The 13755-nt window shown below is 41.6% G+C and carries 11 protein-coding genes; 7 read left to right on the plus strand and 4 right to left on the minus strand.

Translation table 11 applies throughout. The features are described 5' to 3' along the window. Positions 1–397: 397 nt before the first annotated feature. Genes F0145_RS08635 through F0145_RS08660 form a run of 6 tightly spaced genes read left to right on the plus strand, consistent with a single transcriptional unit; the run spans position 398 to position 6958 of the window. Complete coding sequence (locus F0145_RS08635) at positions 398–2425, plus strand: BatA domain-containing protein (protein ID WP_223815900.1); 2028 nt, start codon at positions 398–400, stop codon at positions 2423–2425. 1 nt (position 2426) lies between these two features. Then, on the plus strand, positions 2427–3698 hold the full coding sequence (locus F0145_RS08640; RefSeq protein ID WP_150087945.1) for a dihydroorotase: 1272 nt from the start codon (positions 2427–2429) through the stop codon (positions 3696–3698). A gap of 36 nt (positions 3699–3734) precedes the next feature. Then, a complete protein-coding gene (locus F0145_RS08645) occupies positions 3735–4244 on the plus strand; it encodes a DUF4199 domain-containing protein (RefSeq protein ID WP_150087947.1) in 510 nt (169 codons plus the stop codon). Between the two features lie 26 nt (positions 4245–4270). Beyond that, complete coding sequence (locus F0145_RS08650; protein ID WP_150087948.1) at positions 4271–4813, plus strand: DUF4199 domain-containing protein; 543 nt, start codon at positions 4271–4273, stop codon at positions 4811–4813. A gap of 5 nt (positions 4814–4818) precedes the next feature. Further along, a complete protein-coding gene (locus tag F0145_RS08655; protein WP_150087950.1) occupies positions 4819–5790 on the plus strand; it encodes a glycosyltransferase family 2 protein in 972 nt (323 codons plus the stop codon). A 4-nt stretch (positions 5791–5794) separates the two neighbouring features. Next, positions 5795–6958 (plus strand): glycosyltransferase, encoded by a 1164-nt coding sequence (locus F0145_RS08660; RefSeq protein WP_150087952.1) that lies wholly within the window; start codon positions 5795–5797, stop codon positions 6956–6958. On the opposite strand, the gene F0145_RS08665 is transcribed toward F0145_RS08660, so the two are convergent. Both F0145_RS08665 and purB read right to left on the minus strand, forming a co-directional pair. After that, positions 6900–8015, minus strand: a complete 1116-nt coding sequence (locus tag F0145_RS08665) for a glycosyltransferase family 9 protein (RefSeq protein ID WP_150087954.1) — start codon at positions 8013–8015, stop codon at positions 6900–6902. The two genes, F0145_RS08660 and F0145_RS08665, sit on opposite strands and share 59 nt — an antisense overlap. A gap of 87 nt (positions 8016–8102) precedes the next feature. After that, complete coding sequence (purB, locus tag F0145_RS08670) at positions 8103–9452, minus strand: adenylosuccinate lyase (RefSeq protein WP_150087956.1); 1350 nt, start codon at positions 9450–9452, stop codon at positions 8103–8105. Between the two features lie 256 nt (positions 9453–9708). Between purB and F0145_RS08675 the strand changes: the two genes are divergently transcribed. Continuing rightward, positions 9709–11712, plus strand: coding sequence for a biosynthetic peptidoglycan transglycosylase (locus F0145_RS08675; protein ID WP_150087958.1), 2004 nt, complete (start codon positions 9709–9711; stop codon positions 11710–11712). Between the two features lie 64 nt (positions 11713–11776). On the opposite strand, the gene F0145_RS08680 is transcribed toward F0145_RS08675, so the two are convergent. Both F0145_RS08680 and F0145_RS08685 read right to left on the minus strand, forming a co-directional pair. Next, complete coding sequence (locus F0145_RS08680) at positions 11777–12727, minus strand: TerC family protein (RefSeq protein ID WP_150087960.1); 951 nt, start codon at positions 12725–12727, stop codon at positions 11777–11779. 187 nt (positions 12728–12914) lie between these two features. Further along, on the minus strand, positions 12915–13646 hold the full coding sequence (locus tag F0145_RS08685) for a polyprenol monophosphomannose synthase (RefSeq protein WP_150087962.1): 732 nt from the start codon (positions 13644–13646) through the stop codon (positions 12915–12917). Positions 13647–13755 lie beyond the last annotated feature (109 nt).

The raw sequence follows: 13755 nt of genomic DNA on the forward strand, positions 1-13755 counted from the left end.
TAGCCGCCAACCTTATTTATTTCCTCTTTGCTGCTTGACTACTGATTAGTAATAAGTAGTAGTTGTAAGAAGTAAGAACCTCAAGCCCCGGTACAGCAATGTAACGGGGCTTTTTGCTTTATAAGGGGTTCTGTAATTTAGCTCTTTGCTAATATTATAATTTTACAAAATACCTTTCTAAATAGACCCAATCTTGCATAAGCAAATTTTTAACTTAAAGAAACATTTCAAGCAAGTAGCCGTTGCTGTGTCTACTATCCCTATCTTCAAATCTTAAAAATTCTTTGGGAAGAATAAAATTGCCCAGCGAAAATTTTACTAATAAGTTTAAATTAACAATATTTAGTAATTATGTCGTTTTTACATAAGGTACTAACCTAACCAACCTCTTCTTTCTATGAATTTTGTAGCACCGCTATTTCTATATGCACTTTCAGCAGTAGCAATACCAATAATTTTGCACTTGGTAGAGCTAAGAAGAGCCAAAAGAATATTATTTACCAATGTTTCTTTTATTAAAGAGGTTAAAAATATTACCTCAAGGCATCGGCGGCTTAAACAACTATTAATATTACTTGCCCGAATAAGTTTTATAATATTTCTGGTACTCGTATTTGCGCAACCGTATTTACCTGCAAATTCAACCATAGATAATGCCCGCGATTACAAAATTTATATTGATAATTCGCTGAGCTTGCAAAACGAATCGAAAGAAGCAGATAGAAATTTATTGGATCAGGCGGTTGGTCATAGTCAAAAAATTTTAGGCAATTTACCAGCTTCTAACCGCATAAATATCCAGGATAACTTTAGACGCACTAATAGTTATACAGATTATACTGCTGTTAAGGCAAAGAACTATTTAGCGGAGTTAAAGCTATCAGCTAATACTAAAAATTTTCCGGCGCTTCTTTCGGGTTTTTCTATGGGCAGTCCGCAGCCTTACAATGCGTTTATATATTCCGATTTTCAACGAAATGCTTTTAATCCCGATTACCTGACTGATCTGCCCCAAACGCCTAACGATTATTACCTGATTCATTTAAAAGGCAACGCTACTTACAATGCTTTTGTAGATAGTATTTTCCTGGAAGATGAATTTGTGCGATTGAATGCGAACAATAAAATAAAAGTAAGAATCAGAAACAGTGGGAGCGAAAATGTTGAAGGCTGTAATGTTAAATTTTTTATCGGGCAACAGCAGGTATCAGCTTTAAGTGTTTCGGTACCGGCTAATCAAACCAAAACTGTAGATTTAGTTTATCGCTTAACCGATACTAATTTGAAATCTTGTAGAATTGTGTTACAAGATTATCCTATTGATTTTGATAATACCTATTATTTTACCTTGCAGGCTTCGGCCCAGATTAATGTAGTAGATGTTGCCGATGATAAGAATGCCCCTACTGCACGGATGTTTACCAATGAACCACTATTCCGGTACCAGATAATTTCTCCGCAGCAGTTTAATTATACCCTGCTTAAAGAAACCGATTTAGTAATTTTAAATTCGGTAACACAATTAACACCTGCTTTCGCCGAAAATTTAGAAGAATATGTGAGAGGTGGTGGCAATGTAGCTTTTGTTCCGGCAAATAAAAGCGAGGCTAATACTTATGCTACATTCTTTCAAAAGCTTGGCTTAAATAATATTCGCTATCAACCAATAGCAAATAATAACGCTTCGGCACAAGTAGAGTTAGCTGCTTTAGATGTTAATAATCCATTCTTTAAAAATATATTCGAAGCTAACTCTGCTAAGATGAAAATGCCGGCTGCTGCCCCGGTGTTAACCTGGAACCGTTCTTCTGACGATATTTTAAAATTCAGAAATGGCAATAACTTCTTATCTGAATTCAGAAAAGGAACAGGTAAAATTTATCTTTTCGCGTCGCCGCTACAAGAAGAGTTTACAGATTTTGCTAACCACGCACTTTTTGTACCCATTATGTATAAAATGGCGATGCAAAGTTTTAAGCAAAAACAAGAAGTGGCTTACACCTTAGGCGGCACGACCATTCAGTACCCGGTGGCCAGCAATAATTTAAAAGAAGTGATAAAGTTGGTGAAGGATAGCCTGACTTTTATTCCGGAACAACAAGTAAAAGATGGGATGGCCAACTTAGTTGTACCGGACGATTTAAACGAAGCCGGTTTTTACAAGCTGCAAATAGGTAACAATGATTTAACTACCGTAGCGCTCAACTACAATAAAAAAGAATCTGACCTGGATGCTTATAGCTTAACCGACTTAAAAAATATGGTGGGCGATGCAAAAAATATTAAAATATTAGATGCTTCAGACGAGATTGGAATAAAAAATTTGGTGGCGCAAGACAACTTAGGCACGCAGCTATGGAAATATTGCCTAATATTGTGCTTAATTTTTGCACTAACCGAAATCCTGTTAATCAGGTTCATGTAACATGACTATTCTGCTTAAAGGAATCCAGATTATCCATCCGGCATCAAGCTATCATAATCAAATTACTAATATCTTAATCCAAAACGGGCATATTACCTATATTGGCCCCGAAGAGAAAACAGCGGATCAGGTAATAACAGAACCGGGTTTGTGTGTTTCTATAGGGTGGCTGGATATGCGCACCTGGGTTGGCGAACCCGGTTTGGAGTACAAAGAAGACTTCTGGTCGGCGGCACAAGCAGCGGCTAAAGGCGGCTTTACCGAAATAATGCTAATGCCCGATTTGCAGCCGGTAATTCAATCTAAAAACGCTGTTGGTTATGTGCAGCAACGTGCTGTCGGCTTACCAGTTACCCTGCATGCAGCCGGCGCGGTTACAGTAGATGTACAAGGCAAGGACTTAACCGAAATGATTGATTTAAACCAGGCGGGCGCCATAGCTTTTACCGATGGTGAAGCGACCATACAGCAAGCCGATGTACTGGTGAAAGCCCTCCACTACGTGCAATATTTTAATGGCTTAGTAATGCAGCGGCCCCGCGATAAATACCTGAGCCAACTAGGCTTAATGCACGAAGGCATTGTAAGTACCCGCTTAGGTTTAAAAGGAATTCCGGCTTTGGCCGAGGAAGTAATTGTTAGCCGCGATTTGCAACTGCTGGAATATTCGGGTGGCAAGCTGCATTTCTCTTTGTTATCCAGTGCTGGTTCGGTAGAAAAAATACGCCAGGCCAAAGCAAAGGGCTTAGCCGTTACCTGCGATATTGCCAGTTATCAGGTAGCTTTCACCGACGAAGATATGATAGACTTCGACACCAACTATAAGGTAGACCCTCCTTTCCGCTCCCCGGCCGATAAAGCCGCTCTGATTGAAGGCTTACAGGATGGTACCATTGATGCTTTGGTTTCGGCGCATAAACCCCAAGATACCGAATCTAAAAAGCTGGAATTTGATTTGGCGGAGTTTGGCATTATAAACTTAGAAACTGCTTTTGCGGTAGCTAATACCTGTTTAAAGGAAGCCTTAAATTTGGAAAATATTATTCAGAAATTTACAACTGCCCCACGCCAGATTTTGAATTTACCAATTCCTAACTTAAACGAAGGTGAGCCGGCTAACTTAACCTTGTTTAACCCAACCAAAAAATGGGTTCCGCAAAAAGCAAGCACCGCCTCAAAATCCGATAATAGTCCGTTTTTCGGTACCGAACTACAAGGGCAGGTATTTGGAATTGTGCACAAAAGCAATCTGGTGCTTAATCCAGAATATTAGCCTATATTCGTACAATAAATTTAAAATTACGCATTAATGTTTGACCAAGCAGTAGTGCGAACCGGCATCAGGTACGGCGTTATGTGTGCCCTGGTGAGTTTCGCAGTTACTTTAGTTATTTATCTGGCCGGTTATAATCCTTATGGGCAAACCAGTTTGTTTAGTTTAGTGGCCATGCCCGCTTTTATATTTATGGGTTGCGCTTACTTTAAGAAGTACGACGATCAGAATATTGGCTTTCTAAAAGCCTTACGGGTAGCTTTAGCAATTACTTTTTACGCCGCCTTGGCTTCGGCTATGTTTTTGTATATATTTTCGGTTTTTGCGGGTTTTGATGCCATTCAGCGGCACATTAACGAAATGAAAGTAGTATTAGAGGCTACCAAAATCGAAACCGTTAAGCTAATAGGTGAAGCCAATTACAACCAAACGCTCGAACAATTAAGTAAGACGACGCCCTATAATTTGGCAGCGGATGATTTTATGAAGAAATTGTTTACGGGGTTTATTATTTCTATTGTAGCAGCAGTTTATTTCCGGAAATAAATATCTAACCTATAACCAGCACAACCATGAACGACAATGACTTAACCGTAGCGCAGCCTAAAGCTCCCTGGTATCCCACAGCAATTAAATATGGGGTTATTTTTGGGCTTATATCGGGTTTGGTAACCGTAGTTATTTTCCTGACCGAAAACTTTGGTAATATTTGGCTGGGGATGATAGTTGGTTTGTTGGTTTCAATAACAGGTATTGTGTTGATGCACCGGGAATATAAAAGTAATAACGGCGGCTATATGTCTTACGGGCAAGGTTTAATCAGTGGCATTGTTATGTCGGTTATTGCCGGCTTAATTAGCGGTACTATTTCTTTTTTATACATCCAGTTTGTAGATCCTACCATTCTGGATAAAATGGCCGAATTGCAGATTCAGATGTTGGAGAAAATGAATTTTCCGGAAGAACAAATGGAAGAGGCTATAACTAAAATGGAAGCAGAAAATACCGCTTCTAAGCAATTAACCGGCGGATTATTTAGTGGCTTAATTGGCGGATTAATCTTATCGCTAATTGTATCGGCCTTTACTAAAAGAACCCGGCCGGAGTTTGAATAATTTACATGATTCACCATACGCTTAATATTTCGGTTGTTATTCCTTTGTTAAACGAAGCCGAATCGTTGCCGGAATTAACGCAATGGATAAGCCGGGTAATGCAGGAAAACGGCTTTACTTACGAAATAATTTTAGTAGACGATGGCAGTACCGATACCTCCTGGAAGGTGATTCAGGAACTAGCCATTATCAACGGCAATATTAAAGGCATCCGGTTTAACCGCAATTACGGTAAATCGGCAGCCTTAAACGTGGGGTTTAGCGAAAGTAACGGCGAAGTGGTTATTACCATGGATGCCGATTTGCAGGACTCGCCCGACGAAATTCCGGATTTGTACCAATTAATTAAGTACGAAGGCTTTGATTTAATATCGGGCTGGAAAAAGAAACGCTTCGACCCGCTGTCCAAAACCATTCCGACTAAATTATTTAATGCGGTTACCCGTAAAATTTCGCGCATAAACCTGCACGATTTTAACTGTGGCTTAAAAGCTTACGACCAACGCGTGGTAAAAAGCATAGAAGTTTACGGCGAAATGCACCGCTACATACCCGTTATTGCCAAGTGGAACGGCTTTGGCAAAATTGGCGAAAAAGTAGTGCAACACCAGGAACGGAAATACGGGACTACCAAATTCGGGCTGGAGCGCTTTGTGTACGGCTTCCTCGATTTACTTTCTATTACGTTTGTTTCCAGGTTTAAAAAGCGGCCCATGCACTTTTTTGGCACCATGGGTACCTTGTCATTCCTGGCGGGCTTTTTAATTACACTCTGGTTAATCGGCGAGAAAGTATATTATTCTTTTTTCCTGCACCAGCGGGTGCGCAACGTGGTAGATCAGCCTTTGTTCTTCTTAGCCCTAGTAGCCTTAGTTATTGGAGTACAATTGTTTTTAGCTGGTTTTCTGGCCGAAATGGTTTCTTTATCCGGGGCCCGGCGCAACGATTATCTGGTCCGCGATCGGGTAGGCTTGTAACGTTATGGCGAATATTGTAATTATTGGTCCGGTTTATCCGTTGCGCGGTGGTTTGGCTACCTACAACGAGCGACTGGCCAAGGCTTTTCAGGAGCAGGGCGATACGGTAGAAATAATTACCTTCAGCCTGCAATACCCAAGTTTTTTGTTTCCGGGCCAGACCCAATATTCTACCGAAGCACCGCCCGTTAATCTGCAGATAAAAGCCCTGATTAATTCGGTTAACCCGCTTAGCTGGGTAAGTACTGGTTTGTACCTCAAAAAGAGCCGGCCCGATTTTATTATATTCCGGTTCTGGTTGCCTTTTATGGGCCCGGCTTTTGGCACCATTGCCCGCTTGGCCGCTCAAAATAATTATACCCGCATCTTGGCCCTTACCGATAATGCCATTCCGCACGAGAAACGAATCGGAGATGTGCCCTTTACCAAATATTTCTTATCGGCTTGCCAGGGTTTTATCACCATGTCAAGAGCGGTGTTGCAGGATTTGGAAAAACTACAACCAAACAAGCCCAAAGTTTACCACCCGCATCCGCTTTACGATAATTTTGGTGAGCCCGAGCCCAAAGCCGAAGCCATTAAAGCTTTAGGCTTAGACCCCGCCTACCAATATTTGCTGTTTTTCGGGTTTATTCGGGCGTACAAAGGGCTAGATTTATTACTGGAAGCTTTTGCCGATGAACGTTTACAGGCCTTGCCGGTAAAGCTGATTATTGCCGGCGAATTTTACGAAGATGCCCAACCGTACGAACAAATTATAAAAAAATATAACCTAGAGCACCGGCTGGTGCGGGCCACCGAATTTATTCCGAACAGCCAGGTAGTACATTATTTTTGCGCCGCCGATTTGGTTGTGCAGCCTTACAAACACGCTACCCAAAGCGGCGTTTCCCAAATTGCTTACCATTTTAACAAACCCATGTTGGTAACCGATGTTGGCGGGCTAGCCGAATTGATTCCAGATGGTAAAGCTGGCTACGTTACGGCGGCTCAACCCCAAGCCATTGCCGACGCACTCCTAGATTTTTATACCCGTAACCGCGAAGCCAAACTGGTTGCTAATATTCCGGAACTCAAAAAACAGTTTTCCTGGGAAAGTATGGTGAGCACTATGAAACAATTGGCGCAGTCTCTTGCGCCGCATTCAGGCAATTCTGCACGTAGCTAAATACTTTGGCGGCCGGTAAATCTTCCATGCACGACACCCCATATTTACAGGTGCCCCGGTAAAAACAGGCACATTCTTTATTAGGCTGTACAATAAAGCCGCGGCCGTACAGTTCAAATTCGTGCGCATTAAAAATATTATTCATCAGCACAATTTTTTTCCGGAGCGCAATGGAAATATGCATCGCCATGGTTACCTGCGTCACAATTACATCCATTTGGTGCATCAGGTTAATAAATTGCTCCAGTTTAAAGTACCCGAAATAAGTAGCCCCGGTTTTCTCCTGCAGTAGGCGGTTACGGGCATCTTCCTGTTCACCGCCCAGTAACACTACCGTATAATTTTCCTGTTGCAGCAACTGTATTAAGTCAACCCACTTCTCATCCGACCACAGCCGGGTCGTCCAACGGTCGCCGCAACCCGTGTTCAGGCCGATTAAAGGTTTTGTACGATCCAAAGGCCATTGATAGCCTTTGTCTTCGTGGTTGTCAAAAATATATTCTTCGCCGTTAAACTGCCAGCCGCAGATTTCGAATATTTCTGCGACGTACGATTTTTTATTGGCCAGGCTGATGTCGTCGAAAATACCGGTTAAATATTTATGGTTAGCTAAATGGTTAGAGGGGAAAGCCACGCCGTTTTCAAGGCGGTAACCGTATTTTTCAGTTGCCCGGATGGTATCGTGCAGGGCGCAGGCTTCTTTGTCTTTATCCAGATTAAAGAGTAAATCGAAACTGGTATTTTGCAGGTACAAAACCGCCGCCAAATCCAGTTTTAATATTTCGTCAATAGCGCCTTTGGGTAAAATAGCCGGGGTATGCGTGAGCCAGGTAATTTTTGCATTGGGGTATTCGCTTCTGATTTTCCGGATAAGCGGGGTGGTGCGAATTACATCACCAATAGCGCCCAGTTTAATAATTAAAATCCGTTTCTGAACAGGCGTATAAACCGGACAACTGCCGCAATGGTACCCTTCTTCCTTGTTGGGTTTGCACGGAATATCGCCCCGGAAATAAATACAATCGGTATTAACTACTATATTATTAACTTCTGGCATGATGCAAAAATTATGAATTATGTATTAGAAATTATGAATTGGAGCTATGCACAACTTTTATAAAAAATCATAATTTCTGATGCATAATTAAAAAGAGATTCCGGTGTAAGTAGCTGGGGTAATGGTTTTTAGTTCTGCTTTAATTGCATCGTTTACATTAAGCGTATCAATAAAATTAGCGATGCTGGCAGCGGTAATTTTTTTGTTGGTGCGCGTAAGTTCCTTTAGCGCTTCATAAGGCTGCGGATAGCCTTCGCGGCGCAATACTGTCTGGATGCCTTCGGCTACTACCGCCCAATTATCTTCTAAATCCTGTTCCAGCGCCTGCTGGTTCAATTCTAGTTTGTTAATCCCTTTCTGCAACGATTTTAAAGCTACCAGGGTGTGCGCCAGCGGCACGCCCACATTGCGGAGCACCGTAGAATCGGTTAGGTCGCGTTGCAGCCTCGAAATAGGTAATTTAGCCGCAAAAAACTCGAAGAGCGCATTGGCATAACCCAGGTTACCTTCGGCATTTTCAAAATCAATGGGATTTACTTTGTGGGGCATGGCCGAAGAACCAATTTCGCCGGCTTTAATTTTTTGCTTGAAATAGCCCATCGAAATATATTGCCAAACATCACGGGCAAAATCAATTAAGATGGTGTTTAAGCGCTTTAAGCCATCAAAAAAAGCGGCCAGGTTATCGTAATGTTCAATTTGCGTGGTATATACACTGCGCTTTAAGCCCAATATTTCTTCTACAAAGTTTTTTCCGAAGGCATTCCAGTCGGTGCTGGGGTAAGCTACAGCGTGGGCGTTAAAGTTGCCGGTGGCACCACCAAATTTAGCCGAGTACGGCACCTGGTTTAACAATACTAGTTGTGCCTCCAGGCGTTCGGCAAAAACCTGCAATTCTTTACCTAACCGGGTAGGCGAAGCTGGCTGACCGTGCGTACGGGCCAGCATGGGAATAGTAGCCCAATTGTTGGCTAAGGCTTTAATGCGTTGCAACAAGGCCTCGTAACCCGGAATAATTATTTCCTGAGCCGCTTCTTTCAACGACAAAGGAATAGCCGTATTATTTATATCCTGGGAGGTAAGCCCAAAATGAATAAATTCTTTGTAGCCTGCCAACTCCAGCGCATTAAACTTTTCTTTAATAAAATATTCAACGGCCTTAACATCGTGGTTGGTGGTTTTTTCCAGCTCTTTAATATACAAAGCATCTTGCTGGCTAAAGTTGAGGTAAATAGACCGCAACTCTGAAAAATACGTATGCGGAATATCTTTTAGCTGCGGCAAAGGCAACTGACAAAGGGAGATAAAATATTCAATCTCTATCCGGACCCGGTAATGAATCAGGGCGAACTCCGAAAAATATGGGGCTAATTCTTTTAACTGGTTCCGGTAACGGCCATCAACCGGTGAAATGGCCGTGAGGGTATTTAAATCCATAGCGGGTATTTTTATCCAAAATTAGCAATTATATCAAAATAAATAAGCCTTTGGCCGGTTTTGGCGTTGTTGTAGAAAACAGTTTTAGAAAAGGTTGAATATTAAGGCATTGTATTTGCTAATGTGCTGTAGCAAATTTTACGCGAAATACGTAATTGGTTAAACAGAATATATGGGAGTTGGTGTTTTTGTAAGTAATTGCTAAATATTAACCACATATTCTGTTATTTCGCACTGTTATTCAATTTTATAAGATTTGAACTGGAAAGCATATATTAAAAGAACCTGGAAGTATTGGGCCATTGGTATCTTTTCTTTAATATTTATTACCCTGGTTGTACTGTTTTCTTTCAGGGCCCGCATTTTAAAACTGGTTGTTAAAGAAGTAATTAGTCGGGTAGAAGGCAAATATCCGGTTAAGTTTACCATTGGCAAAGCCGATTTCAGCGATTACAATACCGTTCGGATGGAAAAAATTGCGCTGGTGCCAATTGGGCGCGATACCTTGATGAAAACCAGCAACATAGATGTAGAAATTAGTGTGAAATCAATGTTATTTTTCCGGCCGGTGTTTAGCGAGCTTACCATCGAAAATGCTTTCCTGACGGCTAAAAAAGACAACGGCACCGATAACTACAGCTTTCTGATGAAGAAAAAGGCTACCGCTGCTCCGCGCGATACTACAAAATCGCGGAATTACGGCGACCTGCTGAACCGTTTAATTGAAACGGCTTTTGAGAACGTACCCGATAAAGTTAATTTCCGCAATTTTAAAGGAACTTACGAAAGTAACCGCCGCCAGATAAATATTGCCATGCCGGAGCTCTCGATTGAAGATGGCGAGATTAAAACGGCTATTTCGGTACAAACCGATTCTTTGGTAAATAAATTACGCGTTAACGGATTTATTGATCCGGATGAGTACTTTATTAAAGCCAGTTTATACACCGAAGATCCGGCCGGTATCCGGTTGCCTTACATTAAAGAAAGGTTTGATGCCAAAATATCTTTTGATACCCTGCATTTAAGCTTACAGGATAAAGTTTTCCGGAAAGACCGCCTGACCGTAAGAGGCACCGCTCGGGTAAATAATCTGGAACTCAACCACCCCAAAGTGGCCGATACCGATGTGCGCGTAAATAATGGTGCCATTGATTATGTAATAACTTTAGGCGAAAATTATTATTCGCTCGATTCTTTAACCAAAGTTACGGTAAATAAAATGGTGGTTTATCCGCAGGCTTCGCTGGTAACCAAACCCTCCAAGAAAATTTCGCTTAAAATGCGTTCGGCTAAAACTGAGGCTAATGACTTTTTTCAGTCGCTGCCCGAAGGCATGTTCGAATCGTTTGAAGGCCTGCAAGCACAAGGTTTCCTGACCTACAATATGAATTTGTTTGTAGATATGGCGCAGGTAGATAGCCTGAAGTTTGATTCTAACCTGGATGCCCAATATTTTAATATTCTGCAATACGGTAAAACCGATTTCCGGAAATTAAACCAGCCCTTTGAACATACAGTTTACGAATACGGTAAGCCTTTGCGCACGTTTACAGTTGGCCCAGCCAACCCTAATTTTACGCCGTACAACCAGATTTCATCGTACCTGAAAAATGCGATTTTAACTTCGGAAGATCCCCGTTTCTTTACGCACAAAGGCTTTCACCAGGGTGCTTTCCGGCACTCGATGATTGCTAATATTAAAAAGAACGAATTTGTAAGAGGTGGCAGTACTATTTCGATGCAGCTGGTAAAAAACGTTTTCTTAACCCGTAAAAAAACAATTGCCCGCAAAGCCGAAGAAATATTGATTGTGTGGTTAATTGAAAATAACCGGATTACCACCAAGCAGCGCATGTACGAAGTGTACTTGAATATTATTGAATGGGGGCCTAATATTTATGGCGTAAAAGAAGCCAGCCGGTTTTTCTTTAGCAAACAACCAAGTCAGTTAAACTTAGCCGAAAGCTTGTATTTAGCCAGTATTATTCCGAGCCCGAAGTTGTACCGGTATTCTTTTGATGCCTACGGTAATTTGAGGAGCCGGCCGCGTTATTATTTCCGGTTAATCTCAGGTATTATGCGGCGCAAAGGTTTAATCTCTGACTACGATTACAACAGTTTATATCCGGCGGTTAATTTGCAGGGCCGCGCCCGTGATTTAATTGTAACAGCTACACCAATAGATACCACCGTAGTAGATAACGTACCCATTGATATTGATTTGGATTTTGATGCACCCATTGATTTACTGGATTAGAAAAGTAGAATCAAATAAATAAAAAGAGCAGGCTGTTTTAAACCGGCCTGCTCTTTTTATTTAATTATTTATCTTCCTTGGCGGGCGGTTTTAATTCTGCTGCATCTTTCCGGGGAAATAACAGGGAGAGTACAACGGAAGCTATTAAAATAAAAGCTACTACCAGCAAAGCATAAACCATATCTATTTTATAGAAGCCGGCCACCAGTAGTTTAGCCCCAATAAATACCAATATAAGCGATAGCCCGTAATGCAAGTAATGAAATAATTTCATGATGCCCGCTAAGGCAAAGTATAAGGCCCGTAAGCCCAGCAAGGCGAACACATTAGAGGTATACACAATAAAAGAATCGGTAGATACTGCCAGAATGGCCGGAATGGAGTCGGCGGCAAAAACTACGTCGGTGGTTTCTACCATTACCAAAACCAGGAAAAGCGGCGTTATAAATAAAGTCTTATCTTTCCGGACAAAGAATTTATCTTCAACCAGCGTATTAGTTACCGGGAAAAACCGGCTAAAAAATTTAACAACAGGGTTCGCTTTGGGGTCAATTTCTTCTTGCTGGGTGGTAGCCATTTTAATACCTGTAAACACCAGAAAAGCTCCCAGAATATAGGTAATAAAATGAAATTTTTCTAGAAGGGCTACGCCTACCAAGATAAAAGCTGCCCGCAAAACCAAGGCACCTAATATACCCCAAAACAATATTTTGTGCTGGTATTGCAGCGGCACCCGGAAATAATTAAAAATCATCAGGAAAACAAAAAGGTTATCTACGCTTAATGATTTCTCAATGAGATAGGCCGTTAAAAATTCCAGGGCTGGTTCGGTGCCGTACTGGTAATAAATATACAGGTTAAAGCCTAGCGATAGGGCAATCCAGAACAACGTCCAAAAAATAGCTTCCTTTATTTTTACTTCGTGGGCTTTCCGGTGAAATACCAGCAGGTCCAGGGCCAGTAAACCCAGTACAAAGAGGTTGAAAATAATCCAGAAATATATGTTTTCGTTCATTGGTTTGCAGTAAGTCCGGTCCGGATTAGTAAATTATAACCAACCGGTTAAGTAGTTCTTACGTTTGAACGCTAATTATAATAAATAAATTACTAACACAAACCAGGCTGGTAAGTGCAAGAACCAAAGGCAAGTCTGCAAATATGCTTTGCCAAACCAGTTAAAGGAGAAAAGTGGGGCACGTTGCTTACCGCGTAAAATGGCGAAAGTAGCTGTTTATCTTCATTTTAAGCACCCCGTAGAAGGCTTCTTTAATAATGCCTTTTGTCATTTTAGATTGACCTTTGGCCCGCTCGGTAAAAATAATGGGCACTTCTTTTATTTTGAAGCCAAATTTAAAAGTCAGGAATTTCATCTCGATCTGGAAGGCATAACCAATAAACCGGATTTCGTCTAAAGGAATGGTTTCGAGTACCTGGCGGGTGTAGCAGATAAACCCGGCGGTAGCGTCCTGAATGGGCATTCCGGTGATTAACCGCACGTAAAAGCTGGCAAAATAAGACATTAGCACGCGGTTCATGGGCCAGTTTACCACGTTTACGCCCTCAATGTAGCGGCTCCCAATGGCCAAATCGTAACCGTTTTCGGCACAAGCCGCCCGCAACTTAATTAAGTCCTCGGGGTTATGTGAAAAGTCCGCGTCCATCTCGAAAATATAGGCATAACCGCGGCGTAACGCGTATTTAAAACCGTGAATGTAGGCCGTTCCCAAGCCCATTTTGCCTTTGCGTTCCTCCAAAAACAACCGGTCCGGAAATTCTTGTTGAAGCTCCCGAATAATGTTGGCCGTTCCGTCGGGTGAGTTATCGTCGATTACTAAAATATCGAAAGGTACAGCCAGCGAAAATACCTTTCGGATAATATCAGGCGCGTTTTCTTTTTCGTTGTAGGTGGGAATTACAACAAGGGAATCATTCATACGCCCAAATATAGCAAAACAACCTGATTCCTTTTTTATCGGTTAAATTTTATCTTACAAAATGCTTGTTAAGCGGCCGTAACCTTTCCTGAAGTTTGTTCTAATTAAT

This window comes from Adhaeribacter rhizoryzae, from assembly GCF_008629685.1.
GTDB lineage: Bacteria > Bacteroidota > Bacteroidia > Cytophagales > Hymenobacteraceae > Adhaeribacter > Adhaeribacter rhizoryzae.